Below are 19494 nucleotides of genomic sequence, written 5' to 3'. Positions count from 1 at the left end.
GTGATTACCTTTTACCATAGATGTTCTAGTTCTAAGTTTGACGCAACATGAGCGAGTTTTTCGACATCGTTGCTGTCGTTGAGGTGGGGAATTGTCCCTAAAATGGGGACTTGACAGAGATTGGTGATTAATTCTGAGGGAGTCCAATTTGGCTGTTGGCTTTCTGCTTCTGCGGTGAGACAGTTGAAGATGAGGCCTTTGATTTGTAGCTTGTGCTGGCGCGCCAGGGCAATATTGGCGACGGTTTGCCCGATCGCCCCTAATTTGACGGGAACAACCAGCACGATCGGTAAACGCCAGGCTGAGGCTAAATCCGCCACTGTCATTTCCCAAGTCACGGGTGAACCTAATCCTCCCAATGCTTCCATGAGAACGAATTCCCGTTGTTTACTTAAACTGGTCAACGCCTGCCAAATTGTAGTAAGATCAACGGGTTGTCTTTGTTTTTCCGCCGCTAAAGGAGGCGCGATCGGGGTGGGATAAGACACAGGGTTTAATAACTCTGCTGGCTGATTTAAAGGGAACAGTTCCTGATACAAACCGCTATCACCTGGACTTCCCGTTTGAATTAACTTCATCACCCCCAGTTGTTCCAGCAAGCGGTATTTTTGCCAGTAGGCAATTAAACTCAGAGTAACAACCGTTTTACCGATTTCTGTATCTGTACCAGTGATTAAAAGTGTTTTCATTGTTTAAACTTGAACTGGACTAACAATTTTGATCCTGTTTCTAAACAGAAAAGGATATCTAAAATTGATTTTAAGCCCATCCCCAATTAGGGATGGTTATTGCAACGAATTGAGGTTAAAGAAAAAGCCCGTGAGCCATTCTGCTACTTTAACGCTTCAACCCCAACTGAGCCAACTTCCTGATCAAAACCGTTTACGGCTGTTTTCGGGATCGGCGAATGAACCCCTATCCCAAGAAGTCGCCACTTATTTGGGGCTAGAATTGGGACCAATGGTTAGAAAACGATTTGCTGATGGTGAACTCTATGTTCAAATTCAGGAGTCGATTCGGGGGTGTGATGTTTATTTAATTCAACCCTGTTGTCATCCCGTGAATGACAATTTAATGGAATTGCTGATTATGATCGATGCTTGTCGTCGGGCTTCTGCTCGTCAAATTACAGCAGTCATTCCTTATTATAGTTATGCTCGCGCCGATCGCAAAACCGCAGGAAGAGAGTCGATTACAGCGAAATTAGTGGCGAATTTAATCACAGAAGCTGGCGCGAGTCGTGTTTTGGCGATGGATTTACATTCGGCACAGATTCAAGGCTATTTTGACATTCCTTTGGATCATGTTTATGGTTCTCCTGTGTTAATTCAGTATATTGCTAGTAAACAACTCTCTGATTTAGTGGTGGTTTCTCCAGACGTGGGAGGAGTCGCACGAGCGAGGGCGTTTGCGAAAAAATTGGATGACGCACCCTTAGCGATTATTGATAAACGTCGTCATAGTCATAATGAGGCGGAAGTGCTGAATTTGATTGGAGATGTGAAAGGGAAAACAGCAGTGATGGTCGATGATTTGGTGGATACCGCTGGCACGATGTTGGAAGGATCACGATTGCTGCGAAAAGAAGGAGCAAATCAAGTTTATGCTTGCGCCACTCATCCCGTTTTATCGGGACCCGCGCGGGAACGGTTGTTTGGTGGTGCGTTTGAAGAAGTGATTGTGAGCAATACTATTCCTGTGGAAGGACACGAAAAGATTGAACCGTTAACGGTTTTGTCAGTGGCAAATCTCATCGGTGAGGCAATTTCACGGATTCACGAGGAAAGCTCAGTCAGTAGTATGTTTCGCTAGAGCGCGATCGTTTTTTGGGTTAAGCCCCAACTTCGATCGGGTCTTGCTATTGATGAAAAGTTATGTTATATTAATAAACGCTTTGGAAAAAGGCTCAGTAGCTCAGTGGTAGAGCAGGGGACTCATAAGCCCTTGGTCGCGTGTTCAAATCACGCCTGAGCCATTTTTTGCGCTGTTAAAAATCACTTAAATCTCCGATTCTGTCCGAGTTCTGGCTGTTGATGGTTGCGTCAATACGTTAATTCTTTCTTCCCTTTCGTACAATCTTCTCAACCGAAAAGTTTGCCCTTCCGAAAAGGAGTAACATTAAGCTACAATTATTAAGAAATCTTGATTATATTCTCGAAGGAACTCCCATGACCCTTTCCATTCGCAACGTTGCTATTATCGCCCACGTTGACCACGGCAAAACGACCTTGGTCGATGCTCTCCTTCAACAATCTGGTGTTTTCCGCGAAGGCGAGGAAGTTCCGACTTGCGTCATGGACTCCAACGCGATCGAACGAGAACGAGGAATTACCATTCTCTCTAAAAACACCGCTATCCGTTACAAGGACACTCTGATTAATATTGTCGATACTCCAGGTCACGCGGACTTTGGCGGCGAAGTGGAACGGGTTTTAGGAATGGTTGATGGCTGTGTTCTCATTGTTGATGCCAACGAGGGACCCATGCCACAAACGCGATTTGTGTTGAAAAAGGCTCTCGAAAAAGGATTACGCCCGATCGTGGTTGTGAATAAAATCGATCGCCCCAATGTTGATCCTGATTTGGCGGTAGATAAAGTATTTGATTTATTTGTGGATTTAGGGGCAGATGACGATCAATGTGACTTTGTGACGCTCTATGCTTCTGGTTTAGGTGGCTTTGCCAAAACTAAGATCGAAGATGAAGGGGTTGATATGCAACCGATGTTTGAGGCGATTGTAGATCACGTTCCCCCTCCTTCTGGTGACTCAACGAAACCCTTACAACTACAAGTCACGACGTTAGATTACTCTGAATACTTAGGACGGATTGTAATTGGTCGCGTTCACAATGGCGTAATTAGAGCAGGTCAAGAAGCGGGTTTAACCAAAGAAGATGGAAGAGTGGTAAAAACGAAAGTCTCCAAGTTAATGGGATTTGAAGGGTTACAACGGGTAGAAATTGAAGAAGCCAGTGCGGGTAATCTTGTCGCTGTTGCTGGCTTCAGTGATGCTAATATCGGGGAAACCATCACTTGTCCCAATGAACCGCAACCGCTTCCTTTGATTAAGGTGGATGAACCGACTCTACAAATGACGTTCTCTATTAATGACTCTCCGTTTGCGGGTCGCGAAGGAAAGTTTGTCACCTCACGACAATTGCGCGATCGACTTTACAAAGAACTAGAAACCAATGTCGCTTTGAGAGTAGAGGAATCGGACTCTCCTGATAAGTTCCTTGTTTCGGGACGCGGTGAACTCCATTTAGGGATTCTCATTGAAAATATGCGTCGCGAAGGATACGAGTTCCAAGTTTCCCAGCCACAGGTGATTTATCGCGAGGTGAATGGACAAACTTGCGAGCCTTATGAGTATCTTATCTTAGATGTTCCCGAAGAAGCTGTGGGAAGCTGCATCGAACGCTTAGGGGAACGCAGAGGAGAAATGCAGAATATGCAGGCAACTGAGGGTAATCGCACCCAAGCGGAGTTTGTTATTCCTGCACGGGGATTAATTGGTTTTCGCACTGAGTTTTTGCGGTTAACTCGTGGGGAAGGATTGATGAACCACAGTTTCTTGGATTATCGTCAAAAAGTCAGTAGCTTGGAAACTCGCCGCAATGGGGTTTTAATTGCGTTTGAGGAAGGAAGTGCTACGTTTTACGCGCTTAAAAATGCTGAAGATCGCGGCTCTTTCTTTATTACTCCAGGAACGAAGGTTTATAAAGGGATGATTGTGGGAGAAAATACTCGTCCCCAAGATTTAGAACTGAATGTGTGTAAGGCAAAACAGTTAACGAATATGCGATCGGCAACAGGGGATGAGTTAGTTCAGTTACAAGCGCCAACGGAAATGACTCTAGAACGGGCTTTAGAATATATTAGTTCTGATGAACTGGTAGAAGTAACCCCAGAGTCGATCCGCTTACGGAAAATGTCCAAGAAGTTGGCAAAACAGCGTTAGTTAGGGTTTGCTGAAAAAGTTCATGTTTTCGGTGTAGTAAGGCAAAAGGCAAGAGGCAAAAGGCAAAAGGCAAGAGGGTTGATTAATCGGCAAGATTTCAAAGTTTTGATGCAGGATGCGTGACTATTGAGCGTTCAATTCCCTTGCGCTTTTTCAAAGAATTAAGAGCCTTAAAAGCTGATTGGATAAAGGTTTTAGGTTTATTCAGTAAACCCTAGTTGTAAAGGTTGATCGGTTGATTCGGTTCAACAACAACCACTCGATCGGCGGTGAGATTTCCTACGGCAGCACCCGCAGCCGCGCCGCCGACAATTTCTCCCACACTAGCATCACCAAAGACTTCACCCAACACTAAACCAGCGCCAGCACCGATACCAGCGTCTTCTGCTACTGCGTCACCAGAAGTGTCGCGAGGGTCTTTCACCGGTTCTAATACGCCCGATCGAGCGCTAATATTGTAAGCGCGTCCATTAACAACCACTGAGTTGGCAACGTATCTCAAGCCTCCTTCTGTTGGAACATATTGTCCGCGAATGATCGAACCAGCAGGGACATTTAAACCTGCAAAGCGTCCGCCTCTAGTGACTTCGAGGTTATAACTGTAGCGTTTATCGCTATTGAGGTAGAGTTCCCCATTTTGGGCGCTAGTGGTTGTAAGGTATTGGTTGGTATTCTGGGCGATTAATGTTCCTTCTGTGGTGTTTGCTGTGGCGACGGGAGCAAAAAGGGTGGTTGCTCCCACAAGGGTAGTGAGTGCGAGTAAACGATTAAACATGATTTTAAACTCCTGATGGAAGTCTCTACCCTTCGATCTTCACATCAGAAATCCTTTACTGGCATCGCCTATGGGAGTGACATTAATCTATCTTTCGGTAGATGTATTTAAAATCCGCTTTGCTTCCTCGGCGACTTGTTCCACTTCATCCTCGGCAAGTTGTTGCAGGAGACGGTGTGATGTTTCCCCTCCCAAGCGATCGAGCGCTTGTACTAAGCGCGATCGAACCTGCCAATCACTATCCGTAACTAAAGGCTGTAAAACAGAAATTGCTCTTTGATCCCCTAATTCTCCCAGCGATCCGATCGCAACGGTTTTGACCAAATGATTATCAGAATTAACCGCTTCTACCAACAGATCATAGGCGCGGGGATCGCCCATTTCTCCCAAACAAGCAATAACACTAAATTCCACCAGCCATTCTTCCGTTTGGCGATATATTGCCACCAGATCAGGGAACGCCTCTGTTAATTTTAAGCCACCGAGGGCATCGGCTGCCGCCGCTTGTACATCCGCTTCTGATTCATTCCGCAATCGATCGCGCAGTAATTCTAAAGACTTTTCTCGATCGACCACCCCTAAACTACTCATCTGACTGACGGCAGCATAACGCACCCGAACATTGCTATCATTAATCACGGGTTGCATGAGAGGAAACGCCGCTTTCGGATCAAGTTCTCGCAACTGATTAATTCCCGTCAATCGATCGCCATAATCCTCGGAGTTAAGAAGACTTGCCACTGATTCTGGTGTAATATCCATAATTAATTATTAATGACTGTTCACCTTTAAAACTCACTCGCCATTGTTCTCACAATATCACCGCGAGTAATAATTCCCACCACTTTTCCCGCTTCATCAACGACGGGTAAACGACGAACTTCGCGCTTGTGCATCAATTGCGCCGCTTCTTTTAAGGGACGATCGCCCGTAATGGAAACCGCTCGATCGCTCATCACCTCTCCCACAGTTTGCCCCAAAGCCTTGTGTAATTCCTTATCATATTGAGCAGGATTTTGCAAATAAATCACACTATCCAAAAACATAAAATAGGGAGGAGTTTCGACACCCGTTTCTTGCCACATCAAATCCGCTTCTGAGAGTACACCCACCAATTTTTCGGCTTCATCAACCACAGGTAAACCACTAATTTTCTTTTCTACCAGCAGTTTAATTGCCTCTTTAAGCGGCGTTTCTGGTTGAACTACCGCAGGGTTTGCGGTCATTATATCTGCAACCGTTTTCGACATCAGTCAATTGCCTTAAAATCACAATGAAGAGCATTAATTATTCTCCTCTTTCTTTTAGTTAATTGCAAGCAACCATTTACAAAAAGATATATAGCAATCCCAAATGAATTGTAAATTAATCCCCCCTAACCCCCCCCCTTTGAAAGGCAGGGCTGTTTCATTCTTTTAAAATTAAGGGAGGTAGGGAGATGGGGGAGACAAGGGAGACAAGGGAGATGGGGGAGATTTCAGGACTCTTTTTTCTTATGAAAAAGCCAAAAAGTAGGAAAAACGTCTCGATCGAACGTACCGTAAGAGGTTCAGGCGATCGATGCTTCGCATCGGTGCGCGGAGCGCAATCGCTGCCAATTTTGACCCCGAGAATGAAACAGCCCTGCCCCTTTGAAAGGGGGGAATAGTTCATCAACTTTTTACAAATGAATTAGGATTGCTATAGCAATCTGGAATCATTGGTGAAAATTGAATCAAATGAGTTCCCCCAAAATTGGGGGTTAGGGGGCTGATGCTTCTAACAAGTCATCTGAGATTGCTATATAAATTTTCGATATCAGAAAAAGGGTTGAGTTTTTCTAACAGTTGTACCCAAGTATTACGATGAACTACTTTACGTGCGATTCGTTTCTGGTGAAATCACGTCGTAGTTCCCTTGAACTGCGGAGAGTATAAGCCAGAGCTGGGGGGAAATTCATCTTGGACTCTATATCCTTCGGTGAGTACAGAACCTTGACAACTTGATATCCATGATGGTGAAATACCCCTGATTATTACGAAATGTAAAGAAAAGAGGGTGGGAAGTACCGAACAACTAATGTAGGGAAAACCGAACATTAAGTCCATCTCTCTCAGAATGTGAGAGAACAGCGTAACCCTTATCTAAAGAGTTGACTACTTGAGGATAAAGCAGGGTTAAACGGGGTCACTACTGGAAGCCTAATCTGGTAAATCTCTAGCAAGAGGCTACGCCTAGTCAACGAACTTACGTCTGAACCATCGATAGTTCAATCTTGCGCAAAGGCTGTCGCAAGGAGCGAAATACGCTCAACACAAGAGGGTATGAGTTTGTTTAGGCTCATATCACATTCCCAAATTTGTGCGGTGGATAGTAAGAGGCTAAGGTCTCAATCAAATGGTTATCAGGAACGAAGTAACCCTCGTTCATACTCTTGGGAAGGTCGATTTCCAAGTAGTCTGTCGGGATGCAACCTCCGATTAATTCTATCGGGTTGAATGAGGGCAGGATTGGATAAGAAGCGAATGCCTTCTGTAATAGGAAGGATAAGCTGACGTATCCACTTTCGATTACGAAGAAAATGAAATCAAGTAGAGGGAATCATGGACTTACGAAAGTATGAAAGTAATGCGGCGATTAAGACCTTTCTTAATTATCCATTTTGGTTAAGTTTCGGATTACTCCTAATGGAGAAAACGGAATGGAACGAAGTGGATTGGAAACAGGTTGAAGTCAATGTGTTTAAACTCCAAAAACGGATTTTTCGAGCTTCTCAAAGTGGTGACGTGGCTAAAGTTCACAAACTTCAAAGATTATTGTTGCGGTCTTGGTGCGCCAAACTCTTTGCAGTACGGCGTATTTCGCAGGATAACCAGGGTAAAAATACTGCTGGGATAGATGGTGTAAAAACTCTAAGTCCTAAGCAAAGATTAAACCTTGCTGAAAACCTGACTCTTACAGGGAAAGGTAAATCCTTAAGACGGGTCTGGATTCCAAAACCAGGTCGTAAAGAAAAACGCGGCTTGGGCATTCCAGTAATGGAAGACCGTGCGAGGCAGGCACTTCTCAAATTGGCTTTAGAGCCAGAATGGGAAGCAAAATTCGAGCCTAATTCGTACGGATTCAGACCAGGACGCTCTTGCCATGATGCGGGACAAGCAATCTTTAATGCAATTCGGTACAAGCCTAAATGGGTATTGGATGCCGATATCTCAAAATGCTTTGACCGCATTAATCACGATGTTCTCTTACAAAAATTGAATACAACTCCGACTATTGCTCGACAAATTCGAGCTTGGCTAAAGTCGGGGGTCTTGGATAAAGGCGATTGGATGCCAACAAATGAGGGAACACCGCAAGGAGGGGTGATAAGTCCTCTATTGGCAAACATTGCTCTGCATGGACTTGAGGAGTACATAAAACAATGGGCTGAAACCTGGAAAGGGACTAAAATACATAACCGTAAAAGTATTTCTCTTATAAGGTATGCAGATGATTTCGTTGTTCTTCACAAGGATAAATCCATCATCCAACAAGCCAAAACGCTGATTGAACATTGGTTACATGGCTTAGGCTTAGAAATAAGCGAGAGCAAAACGAGGATTTGTCATACATTGAATGATTCCGAAGAAGAAAAACCAGGTTTTGATTTCTTAGGATGGAACATCCGTCAATATGAAGTTGGGAAAAACCACTCAGGAAAAAGTACAAATGGCAAATTACTTGGATTCAAAACAATAATCAAACCTAGCGACAAAAGTATCAAAACTCATTATGAAAAGATTGTTTCAGTGTTAGATTCAATGAGAGATAAATCCCAAGAGGTAATCATTGATCGGCTAAATCCTATAATAATGGGATGGTGCAACTATCACAAAACAATTTGCTCAAAAGAAGTATTCCAACATCTAGACCACCTGGTTTATATCAAATTACGTCGCTGGATGAAACGCCGTCATCCGAATAAAACCCTTAAATGGTGTTTAGAAAGATACTTTCATTGGACTAAGGAGAAAGATTTAGAGGGAGAAGAGAGGACTACTAAGGTATTTTCAACTCCTTCTGATATACCAAATTCTCCTGTTGCGGGCAAGCATGAATTACGCAAGCACGTATGGACACCGATTGAAAGACACATAAAAATCGAGGGTTCGAGGTCTCCTTACGATGGAGATTGGCGGTATTGGAGTAAACGTCGGGGTGAATATCCTGGCACACCAAAACGGGTTGCTACTCTGATGAAGCGTCAGAAAGGCAAATGTACCCGTTGTGGACTTTACATTAAGGATGAAGATGTAGTGGAGGTTGACCACATCGTCCCTAAAGCCGAAGGGGGCAAAGACCAATACAAGAACTTACAGTTACTTCATCGCCATTGTCATCATCAGAAAACTGCCGAAGACCGAGCAAGAACTAAGAGTCCCAATCGGAAAAAGCAGGGAAGTGCTGTTAACACAGCGTAGTTTTGAGAGGAGCGGTATGAAGCGAAAGTTTCACGTACCGTTCTGAAGCCGAGTCAAGAGGGCGACCTCTTGGCTTAGGTAACAATAAAGTTTCACTTGAATCCAGCCTTAGTCATTCATCCATTTGAAATGGATGAATGAATGACTGGTTTCCTGTAAAATTACAATAAAGAGAGCGATCGCGCGAAGGCTCTTGTTTTCAAATTAGTTTAAAAATACTAAAAACTTGGACGTAGAGGAAATATTTTGTCTGATCCGAATACTTTTCCCATCTTTCCCCTGATCATGGTTGTCACCTTTTTAGGAGGAGTCATTCTCCTCGCTGAAGTCTTAAATCGGATCATTACTTCCGAAACAGAATTAACTCGTAAAGTCGTCCATATTGGCGCGGGAAACGTGATTTTATTCGCTTGGTGGTTTCAGATTCCAGCTTGGATTGGTATTAGCGCAGCGATCGTTGCTGCTATGATTGCCTTATTGTCCTATTTTTTTCCCATTTTACCCAGTATTAACAGCGTCGGACGGAAAAGTCTCGGCACATTTTTTTATGCGGTGAGTATGGGAATTTTGATTGCTTGGTTTTTTCCGCAACACCCCCAATATGCAGCGATCGGGATTTTAATCATGGCTTGGGGGGATGGACTCGCCGCACTAATCGGACAAAATTTTGGTCGTCATCCCTATCAAGTCTTCGGCAATGCTAAAAGCTGGGAAGGATCACTAACAATGGCTGTTGTGAGTTATGCAGTGAGTTTTCTCACCTTGATGACAGTAGAAGGAAATAATTGGCAAATCTGGATAATTTGCTCAATTGTAGCAATAACTGCCACCGCACTAGAGGCGATTTCTAAACTAGGAATTGATAATTTAACTGTCCCGATCATTAGTGGCGCATTATCTTTTTTCCTCATTCAAACATTAATTTCTTCCTAAGTTTTGTCACATTGAATACAGTTTGTTTTCTCCAATCAATTCAGGCTAGATCGTAGTAACTTAGGGGGGAAAATGACTAATCAGTTAAGTTCACGTCAGCAAATTCGTTTTAACTTGTTTCAATCTTGGGCGGATAGTCTGCAGCCCAAAGAGCTATTTTTGAGTTTAATTGCCGGTTTAGTTACTGGTATTATTGGTGTCATCCGAGCGATTTCGTATGCAGCTTTAATTTTCTCAGGAACATTAGGATCAGATTTAGGAGTTGGTGTGGGATTGACCGTGTTTAGTACAGGAATTGTTAGTTTTGTTGCGGCGATTTTTAGTGCGCTACCTGGGATGATTGCGACTCCTTTAGCAGCCCCAACCGCAATTACTGCCATTTTAGCCAGTGAAATTGTAGCTGATTTGAAAGCAACGGTATCACCTGCGGAACTTTTAATCACTGTTCTCGCAGCGATCGCGCTTTCTTCAGTATGTACAGGATTATTTTTATTAATTTTAGGACGCTTAAAACTAGGAAGCAAAATCCGTTTTATTCCCTATCCAGTGGTGGGGGGATTTATGGCTGGAACGGGCTGGTTATTAGTGTCGGGTTCAGTTCAAATTACGGCAGATATTGCCTTAACTTTTAATAATTTATCAACCTTTTTTCACACGAATCCCTTACTCCATTGGGGGGCGGCGTTTGCGGTGGCTTTAGTGTTATTAATTATCTCGAATCGCTACCATCATTTTTTAGTAATGCCAGGAACTTTACTGGGACTAATGTTAGGGTTTTATCTGATTTTGTGGGGAACAGGAACTTCTCTCACCGAAGCAAGAGAACAAGGTTGGTTACTAGAAACGTTTGCGTCAGGAGGACTTTGGCAACCCTTAACTGTTTCTGATTTCGGTTCGATCGAATGGTCAGCTATATTATCTCATTGGGGACTAATTTTGTCCTTAATGTTAGTTAGTTTATTATCTTTGGTTTTGAGTAATAGTGGCATTGAATTAGTAGTAGAGAGAGAGATTAGTCTGAATCAAGAATTAGAATCGATCGGCATCTCAAATATTGCGTCGGGATTCGGTAGCGGTATGGTGGGAAATCAAGCGTTACCCAGTACATTATTAGTCGATAAAATTGGCGCAAATAATCGCTTGGCGGGAATGTTTTCTGGTATTTTTTGCTTTTTTGTCTTAATTCTAGGGTCCTCTTTTATTTCCTTATTCCCGAAACCGATTCTGGGAGGATTGATTTTATATTTAGGATTATCTTTATTAATTCAGTGGGTTTATAAAGCATGGTTTACGCTCAATTTCTCAGATTATCTGATTGTGATTGTCACCTTAATTGTGATTAATGCGGTGGGATTTTTAGAAGGAATTGCGGTAGGATTTATTATGAGCGTGATTTCCTTTATGTTTAACTATAGCCAACTGAATGTGGTTAAAAATTGTTCTTCGATCGCCACCACAAGAAGTAACATCCATCGTAGCGAAACCGAACGAGAAACCTTGACGAAAAAAGGCGATCGAGTTTATATCTTAGAATTACAAGGCTATGTCTTTTTTGGAACAGCCGATTATCTATTACAACAAGTGCGCGATCGAGTAGAAAAAATCAAAGAAAATCCTTTAAATTATATTCTGATTGACTTTCGAGAAGTGGAAGGATTAGATGCGTCAGGGGTGCTAACCTTTATTAAACTGCTAAAAATTGCCCGTCAGCAAAAACTCACTCTAGTTTATACCAATCTCATGGCAAAATTAGAAGCGCAACTGCGTCAAGGAGGAGGAATTGATCAAGAGGAGAAACTGTGTTATATTTTGCCAGATTTAGATCGAGGTTTGGAATGGTGCGAAAGCCAACTGTTAAGTGATGCTTGTTCCGAAGAAGCGAAAAAAACCTCATTAAAAGAACAGTTAACAGATTTATTTTTAACCTCGGAACAAGCAGAAAGGTTCGCAGAATATCTCACTCCTCAAAGCGTGGAAACAGGCGAAGTAATTTTTGAAGCTGGGGCCGATCGACAATGTTTATACTTTATTGAATCTGGACAAGTGAGTGTCTTATTAGAACTTCCTGACGGTCAAACCAAACGCTTACAAACCCATTCTAATGGTTCAGTATTGGGAGAAATGCGGTTTTATGGGAAACCTCCCCTTTCCTCTTTAGTCGTCGCTGATCATCCCAGTCAACTTTATCGCCTCGATCGCGCCACCTTTGAAGAAATGAAACAAGTCCATCCCGATCTCGCCTATGCCTTACAAGAATACATTGTTCGCTTTTTATGTGACAGTCTAACGCGACGGGAAGAACAAGTGCGAATCATCGCTTGATCGATCTTTGGCTAGACCCTGTGAGGCGAAATTAAGATACATTATGATTGAAAAGTAGGTTGGGTGGAGGGAAACGAAACCCAACACCAGTAAAAAGTAGGTTGGGTGGAGGGAAACGAAACCCAACACCAGTAAAAAGTAGGTTGGGTGGAGGGAAACGAAACCCAACACCAGTAAAGAGTAGGTTGGGTGGAGACGTGCCATGGCACGTCTCCACGCGAAACCCAACACCAGTTATAATACCATTTTGGAAGTGCGACACGATGTTGCATTTAGAGAGTGAGTCCCTCAGAAAGACTCTGCCCAAGTGTGCATGGGTATTCCCGCTCCCAACTGCGTCGCTGGTAACGGTGGGGTGGAAAGCAGGGAGTTAAGTGTAACTATATCCTAAGTATGACTCGCCAGAAAGGGAATAAGTGCTAGGGAAAGTTCAATATGGTGAACTAACGTGAAGTGTTCGATGAGCCGTCGTAATGGTAGTCCCTATAAGTTAAGGTGAGCGTGCCGAGCGAGTAGTAAAATAGGGTTGATTAGCCACGAAAGCGAGAGCAAGTAGTGGGTTGTCAAGGGCAACGGTAAGAAGTCTCCTCTTCCAATGGAGTCTCGGAGGTCTATCCCTAAAGCATGGATAGACTAGCACACCATAAACCCTCGGCGGATAGAACACCACCTAAGTTGAGCGTATCTCTCAAATGTGAAACGTGGGTTTGCCCAATGGGGTCTGGTTTACCAGTAGGCTAACCGTAAGGGAGGCACAATTCCCCAGTGGGTATGGGACAGTCCAAAAAGCAAACGCCGTCTGCTGATTCCGTGCAGTTTCTTCTCCGACGACCTGACTTCGGATAACCGATAATCGGATTGGACAAGCAGGAACTTGAAAGCATGAGGAAAACCCTTCGGGGTATAACTTGACGGATAAGGGTTCAAAATTTGCCCTACCTGAAAGGGGAGCTAACTTGGACACGGGTGAGTCAGTAACTCGAACGATTAATTGGAACGTCTTAAAAGTCGCGCGAAAAGTTAGATTACCATATGGTAAACGTAAGTGCGAGCGGTTTAACTAACCTTGACAAGTACAAAGACAGTCTATTAGGGTCTGCTCTTGCTTGAGCCGTGTGCGGTGAAAGTCGCACGCACGGTTCTGAGGGGGGAAGGGGAGAGTAATCTCCCTAACCTACCCGACAAGTCAACCCCCTATAATCCCCCCTAACCCCCCTTTGAAAGGGGGGGAATTGAAATGGGGGAATATCGCCAATGAAAGGGGGGAATTGAAATGGGGGAATATCGTCAAACATGAAGGATCGTAAAAACGAACAATCCCTAATTTTTATTATTTCCTTGTCAATTATTATTAGTCTCTGTATGATTACTTTTATCTGGAGATTAGGGAGCATTGGTTTAGTTGATGAAACCGAACCTCTATTCGCAGAAGCCGCTCGTCAGATAGTAGAAACGGGCAACTGGATTACTCCCTATTTTAACGGTGAGACTCGTTTCGATAAACCGCCTTTAATATACTGGTTAATGGCGATCGGGTATCAAGTTTTAGGAGTCAATGAATGGGCGGTGCGACTGCCTTCTGCATTCAGCGCAATGGGATTAACTCTCCTGCTTTTTTTTGTCTTGATTCGTTTTGGAATGTCTCCCTTTTCTCGTGCTTCAGAATTCAACCAAAAACAGTGGGGAAGTTTGATTGCGGCTGCTACTCTCGCGCTTACGCCAGAGTTTATCATTTGGGCGAGAGTGGGTGTATCTGATTTATTATTAACGGGATGTATGGGGAGTGCTTTACTCTGTTTTTTTGTCGGTTATGTAAACTCAGAAAAAGCAACAGAAGCTCCTTTTTTTAAGATTAGTCTCCCCTCAGCTTGGTATCTTGGCTTTTATATTTTAACCGCTCTTGCTGTATTAGCAAAAGGTCCCGTTGGCTTGGTTTTACCTGGATTAATTCTGATTACTTTTTTGCTCTATCAAGGGAATTTATGGACTGTTTTTAAGGAAATGCGTGTTGTTTCCGGTGCGATTATTTTCTTAGTGATGACAGTGCCTTGGTATGTTTTAGTAACTTTGGAAAATGGACAAACTTATATTAATTCGTTTTTTGGTTATCATAATGTACAACGCTTTACAGGAGTGGTGAATGACCATGATGCGCCTTGGTATTTCTATTTTTTGATCATCTTAATTGGCTTTGCCCCTTTATCCGTTTATCTTCCTAGCGCGATCGGGCTTTTACAAGTTTGGCGCAGAAAGTTTTGGCAACAACAACCACGAGAAAAACAGTTAGGAATTTTTGCTTTTTTTTGGTTGATTACTATCTTTGTTTTCTTTACGATCGCTGTCACCAAACTTCCCAGTTACATTATTCCCTTACTGCCAGCGGCGGCAATTTTAATGGGATTATTTTGGAGTTATTACCAAGAAGAAGCACCAGGAATGAGCTTAAAAATTAATGCAGTTGTTAACATTATTTTTCTATTGGCTTTAGCAGGAGCATTGTATTATAGTCCTAACTTTATCGGCTATGATCCCGCCGCCCCAAACTTATCAGAAATTTACGCTCGATCGAAGCTCAATATTTTAGGAGGAATGATCTGGTTCGGTGCTGCCATTTTATCACTACTGACTCTAATCCGAAACTCGATTCGTTGGTTGTGGGGAATCAATCTTTTAGCAATGTTACTCACGTTTGTTTTTGTGTTACAACCCATGATTTTCTTAATGGATCAAGTGCGACAGAAACCCTTAAGAGAATTAGCCAAATTAGAGCAAACCGTGAGACAATCAGCAGAAGAATTAATAATGATTGGTATGAAAAAACCAAGCGTTGCTTTTTATACTGAACATCGGGTTAATTTTATAGATGAAACAGAAGACGCGATCGCTCATCTCAAACAAAAACCACAAGACGAATCCACCATCATTTTAAGTCATCCTCGTAAACTCAAAACGATCATAGATCATTCAAAACAAGTAACAATTTTAGGTCAAAAAGGAGAATATCAACTGATTCGCATTCAGCCCGATCTTTAAAAAAGTAGGTTGGGTGGAGTTTACGAAACCCAACATCAATCAGTGACCAGTTACCAGTGATCAGTGACCAGTGACCAGTGACCAGTGACCAGTTACCAGTTACCAGTAACAAATAACAAATAACAAATAACAAATAACAAATAACAAATAACAAATAACAAATAACAAATAACAAATAACAAATAACAAATAACAAATAACAAATAACAAATAACAAATAACAAATAACAAATAACAAATAACAAATAACAAATAACAAATAACAAATAACAAATAACAAATAACAAATAACAAATAACAAATAACAAATAACAAAAAAAGTAGAGGTAAACACAAAATCTACCCCTACACAATTTTATAATTCCAAGCCAGAATTAGTTGTAAACTTTACCACCACCCCAACGTTTTCCACGTACATTGGGCTGAATTAAAACATGAGCGGCGATCGCTTCTAAATCATCCTCAGTGAGGTTTCTCATCTCAGGATAAATATCAGAACGAACTGTATTGGGATGAATCTCTTTAATATCAATTTCCCCATCATAAGTCGTGGGGTTTTTCATATAATCAATTAAACCCGCAATATTATCTCTTGGCGGTTCCGCACGTTCTAACGCTTCTAAACTTAATCCCACATTAGGATTGGTTTTAGTCACACCGCCTAAGTGACACTGAGCGCAAGTATCATTAAACAGACGTTTTCCTTTTTCTGCTTCCTTGTTACTGATGACAACTTCATTACCCGCTTCGTTATACTGAACGGTACGGCTTTCTTCATCCAACTGTATCGCAGATACAGGATTGACAAATAGTTGAGAAGCAAAAAATACAGTCGCCACAGTGGCTAAAATGAGTTTTTTCAACATGAATAGTTCTCCTCAAAACGGTTAACGCTTGTTTTATCGAGTTTTCTAATTTCACCGAGTAGATTGCTTGGGCAACAAAATCGGTGGACAGCATATTAATTGTACCAAACAGAGGCACTAATGCAGAATTAATCATTCATGGAGATAATTGATACAGTAAACTCATCACAAGGATGGTAGCTGTGTCTTCTTCTATTTTTTCAACTCAACAAACTACTTGGGAATGGCGACAAAGCAAGGGCTTAGATTATCTTCAATGTGGCTTACTTGCAGGATTTTCTCATGGGTTTTTTACTCGTCATTTTTATGAATATACTTTACGAGACTTAACAAAAGTTCTCACTCCTGATGCGGAAACCTATCGCAGTAAACAGGTACACGGAAAACACATCGTCACCCCTTCAGAAATCGCGCAAACCGAGACGGAATTAGTAGAAGCTGATGGTTTATTCAGTGATGGGAAAAAACAGGCGTTGTGGGTGGCAAGTGCGGACTGTACGCCAGCGTTAATTGCAGATGTTCACACGGGACGGGTGGCGGCGGTTCACGCGGGATGGCGTGGTACGGCTTTGTCTATTTTACCCAAAGCGATCGATCGTTTCTTCCAGAAGGGAAGTGATTTATCAAACTTAAGAGTCGCACTGGGACCCGCCATTAGTGGTGAAGTTTATCAAGTTTCCGAAACAGTTGCCGCACAAGTGGGGGCGAGTTTGTTTCCTCTTGATGTTACCATTCCTTCAGCAGAGAAAAAGATTTTAGAACAACTTTGGCAATATCAACCTTCTCCTCTCCTCCCCGACTCGCAACCCGAAAAAGTCCGTTTAGATGTGCGTCGTGTGAACAGCCTACAATTAGAAAAAATGGGCTTTCATCCCGAACAAATTGCAATTGCCCCTGATTGTACCTATCAACAGCCGCAACAGTTTTTCTCCTATCGTCGTAGTCAAGAAAAAGCCGTTCAATGGTCGGGAATTGTTAGTAACGCTTAACCACGCGCTGCATTTCTTTTTGATCTTCGCGACGTTTAACCGTTTCTCGTTTATCGTGTAATTTCTTCCCTTTCCCTAAGCCAATTTGTACCTTAACAATCCCTTTTTTCAGATACATCTTCAACGGAACGAGGGTTAACCCCTTTTGTTCAGTTTTCCCAATTAGCTTACTAATTTCTTTCCGATGAAGTAAGAGTTTGCGACTGCGTTTTGGATCGTGATTAAAATATGATCCAGTGGCTTCATAAGGCGAGATATTCACATTAATTAACCACACTTCTCCTTTGCGGATTAACGCATATCCATCTTGTAGATTAATACGCCCTCCCCGAATGGATTTAACTTCAGTTCCAATCAGTTGAATCCCTGCTTCATACGTTTCTAAAATTTCATATAAAAAACGTGCTTTGCGATTTTGGGCAATTACTTTAATTCCCCCTGGTTCATTTTCTTGACTCATGTTTTCTTTCTCCTTAATTACACATTCAATAAATTGGCAAAGGTTTCAGGAAGCGGTAACAAAATTGTCACCAACAAAGCTAAAGCCAGTAATCCGAATAAGTCTCGCATACTATCTAATTCTGTCACATCATTTAAGGCGGGTTCATCTAAAATTGGCATGAAAAAGAGAATAATTGCCCAGATTAAAAACGCTGGTTCAATTAAGGCTAAGAATAACATCAAGAGTCGCGAAATTTGACCAACAATTACGGCGGTACGCTGTCCATAAATGGCATGAACAATATGTCCACCATCTAATTGTCCCACTGGCATTAAATTCAAAGCGGTAACAATTAAACCAATATAACCCGCGATCGCGATCGGGTGTAAATTAATTGCGGTTTCTGCAACAAAATCACTGCCCAAACTTATTTTACAAAATAGTGTCATCAAAAGCGACGATCGCGGATCAAGAGACTCAACGGTTAGTAATGCTGACTCCTCAGAAATTGGCACAACCTCTGATAAAGATAGCCCCCAAATTAAGATCGGAATAGTCATTATAAATCCCCCTAAAGGGCCAGCAATTGCCACATCAAATAAAGCCTTACGATGGGGAACAGGTGATTTCATTTGTATGAACGCCCCAAATGTTCCTAAAAAGAAAGGTACTGGAATAAAATAAGGCAAAGTAGCTTTAATTTTGTAATAAAGGGCGGCAAAATAATGGCTAAATTCATGGCATCCCAGAATCCACATTAAACTTAAAGCATAAGGCAATCCTTGTAAGAGTAAACTGGGATCGGATTGAAATTTTTGGGGCGAAATATTATTGAATTCAACTCCCACGATCGTTGTTGTAAATAGCGTAATGATTCCTAAACTTAACGCTAACCAAGGTTTATTTAGTTCGTCCTTGATTTGAGTTGATTTCTCTTCTTTCCTCGGATTCGGAACCAGGGCGAAAAAGGGTTCGCCTTGAAAACTCTCTTGGAATAAAATTAGAAATCGATCGCCAAACTTTTTTTGTACATTACCACGAATTTTATGATAGGCTTTTTCTGGAACAGCGCGTAACTTTCCCCGACATAATACCGCTTGTCCGCCATAATCCACAGTTTGTAAATAATAAAATTCCCAGGGAAAACAAGTTTTCAAATCTTCCTCTTCCTCTGGCGTTAAAATTCGCTTCTCTTTTTTATCATCTGGCGTTTTTTTATCTAAAATTGTCGGCGTTAATGTTTCTTTACTTTCCGTTTTAGAGGAAGAAGAATTTAAGGCGGTTTTATCTTTTATTCCTCGCTGTAATAACCAAAAATATAAAAGCGGAGAAACAATAAACGGAATCAACATTAACAAAATTGGAATCGGTTGTTCTTCACCGACAAATAGTAACCAGAAACTCCAAGTAAAAGCAGGAATCATCACCGCCAACCACAATAACCAAATGGGGGTGCTAGTTAAACCACTGGCGCTACGATGCACCAAAAAGTAAGTGATTCCTCCTAAAACTAATAAAATCCAAAAAAGTTCCATCTTTCAATAACCTTTTGCTCAAATATAGATAATTTGTTTTAACTTTATGCTAAATTAGTAAGCGGTGAAAAAATAATTAGGGCTTGCTGAAAAAGTCCATTGGTTGGTTTAGTAAGGCAAGAGGCAAAAGGCAAAAGGCAAGAGGCAAGAGGGTTGATTGATCGGTAGGAGTTTAAGGTTTTGAGGATTGAACAA

The 19494-nt window shown here is 42.1% G+C and carries 15 protein-coding genes and 1 tRNA gene; 8 read left to right on the top strand and 8 right to left on the bottom strand.

Going from position 1 to position 19494, the window contains the following annotated elements:
* Positions 1-11: 11 nt before the first annotated feature.
* Positions 12-689 (bottom strand): dethiobiotin synthase, encoded by a 678-nt coding sequence (gene bioD / locus DACSA_RS06115; protein WP_015228914.1) that lies wholly within the window; start codon positions 687-689, stop codon positions 12-14.
* A 130-nt stretch (positions 690-819) separates the two neighbouring features.
* On the opposite strand from bioD, the gene DACSA_RS06110 reads away from it, so the two are divergent.
* The 3 genes from DACSA_RS06110 (at position 820) to typA (ending at position 3962) form a co-directional block, all read left to right on the top strand.
* Positions 820-1812, top strand: coding sequence for a ribose-phosphate pyrophosphokinase (locus DACSA_RS06110; RefSeq protein WP_041235360.1), 993 nt, complete (start codon positions 820-822; stop codon positions 1810-1812).
* A 91-nt stretch (positions 1813-1903) separates the two neighbouring features.
* Positions 1904-1975 (top strand) — tRNA-Met (locus tag DACSA_RS06105).
* 193 nt (positions 1976-2168) lie between these two features.
* A complete protein-coding gene (gene typA / locus DACSA_RS06100; RefSeq protein ID WP_015228912.1) occupies positions 2169-3962 on the top strand; it encodes a translational GTPase TypA in 1794 nt (597 codons plus the stop codon).
* 214 nt (positions 3963-4176) lie between these two features.
* On the opposite strand, the gene DACSA_RS06095 is transcribed toward typA, so the two are convergent.
* The 3 genes from DACSA_RS06095 to DACSA_RS06085 all read right to left on the bottom strand — a co-directional run bounded on the left by DACSA_RS06095 (position 4177) and on the right by DACSA_RS06085 (position 5987).
* Positions 4177-4737 (bottom strand): hypothetical protein, encoded by a 561-nt coding sequence (locus DACSA_RS06095; protein ID WP_015228911.1) that lies wholly within the window; start codon positions 4735-4737, stop codon positions 4177-4179.
* Positions 4738-4824: 87 nt separating this feature from the next.
* Positions 4825-5499, bottom strand: a complete 675-nt coding sequence (gene nblB, locus DACSA_RS06090; RefSeq protein ID WP_015228910.1) for a phycobilisome degradation protein NblB — start codon at positions 5497-5499, stop codon at positions 4825-4827.
* 26 nt (positions 5500-5525) lie between these two features.
* A complete protein-coding gene (locus DACSA_RS06085) occupies positions 5526-5987 on the bottom strand; it encodes a CBS domain-containing protein (RefSeq protein WP_015228909.1) in 462 nt (153 codons plus the stop codon).
* A 1332-nt stretch (positions 5988-7319) separates the two neighbouring features.
* On the opposite strand from DACSA_RS06085, the gene ltrA reads away from it, so the two are divergent.
* From ltrA to DACSA_RS06060, 4 genes are all read left to right on the top strand, one after another.
* Complete coding sequence (gene ltrA, locus DACSA_RS06075) at positions 7320-9179, top strand: group II intron reverse transcriptase/maturase (RefSeq protein WP_015228908.1); 1860 nt, start codon at positions 7320-7322, stop codon at positions 9177-9179.
* A 285-nt stretch (positions 9180-9464) separates the two neighbouring features.
* Positions 9465-10112 (top strand): diacylglycerol/polyprenol kinase family protein, encoded by a 648-nt coding sequence (locus DACSA_RS06070; RefSeq protein ID WP_051017367.1) that lies wholly within the window; start codon positions 9465-9467, stop codon positions 10110-10112.
* Between the two features lie 72 nt (positions 10113-10184).
* Positions 10185-12434 carry an SLC26A/SulP transporter family protein gene (locus tag DACSA_RS06065; protein WP_015228906.1) on the top strand — a complete coding sequence of 750 codons (2250 nt, stop codon included), beginning with the start codon at positions 10185-10187 and terminating at the stop codon, positions 12432-12434.
* A gap of 1293 nt (positions 12435-13727) precedes the next feature.
* A complete protein-coding gene (locus DACSA_RS06060) occupies positions 13728-15467 on the top strand; it encodes an ArnT family glycosyltransferase (RefSeq protein ID WP_015228905.1) in 1740 nt (579 codons plus the stop codon).
* Here the strand turns inward: DACSA_RS06060 and DACSA_RS21350 are convergent.
* Complete coding sequence (locus tag DACSA_RS21350; RefSeq protein ID WP_015228904.1) at positions 15388-15801, bottom strand: hypothetical protein; 414 nt, start codon at positions 15799-15801, stop codon at positions 15388-15390. The two genes, DACSA_RS06060 and DACSA_RS21350, sit on opposite strands and share 80 nt — an antisense overlap.
* 40 nt (positions 15802-15841) lie before the next feature.
* Complete coding sequence (gene psbV, locus DACSA_RS06050) at positions 15842-16333, bottom strand: photosystem II cytochrome c-550 (RefSeq protein WP_015228903.1); 492 nt, start codon at positions 16331-16333, stop codon at positions 15842-15844.
* 173 nt (positions 16334-16506) lie between these two features.
* Here psbV and pgeF point away from each other — a divergent pair, with 173 nt between their 5' ends.
* On the top strand, positions 16507-17322 hold the full coding sequence (gene pgeF / locus DACSA_RS06045; RefSeq protein WP_015228902.1) for a peptidoglycan editing factor PgeF: 816 nt from the start codon (positions 16507-16509) through the stop codon (positions 17320-17322).
* Here the strand turns inward: pgeF and smpB are convergent.
* The gene (gene smpB, locus DACSA_RS06040; RefSeq protein ID WP_015228901.1) at positions 17309-17782 is read right to left on the bottom strand and encodes an SsrA-binding protein SmpB; all 474 of its coding nucleotides are present in this window, start codon (positions 17780-17782) and stop codon (positions 17309-17311) included. The two genes, pgeF and smpB, sit on opposite strands and share 14 nt — an antisense overlap.
* 17 nt (positions 17783-17799) lie before the next feature.
* Positions 17800-19299 carry a site-2 protease family protein gene (locus DACSA_RS06035; RefSeq protein WP_015228900.1) on the bottom strand — a complete coding sequence of 500 codons (1500 nt, stop codon included), beginning with the start codon at positions 19297-19299 and terminating at the stop codon, positions 17800-17802.
* Positions 19300-19494: the final 195 nt, after the last annotated feature.

The organism is Dactylococcopsis salina PCC 8305, assembly GCF_000317615.1.
GTDB classification, from domain to species: Bacteria; Cyanobacteriota; Cyanobacteriia; order Cyanobacteriales; family Rubidibacteraceae; genus Halothece; species Halothece salina.
The sequence above is the reverse complement of the archived record's forward strand: the minus strand, read 5'-3'. Positions and strand labels throughout refer to the sequence as shown.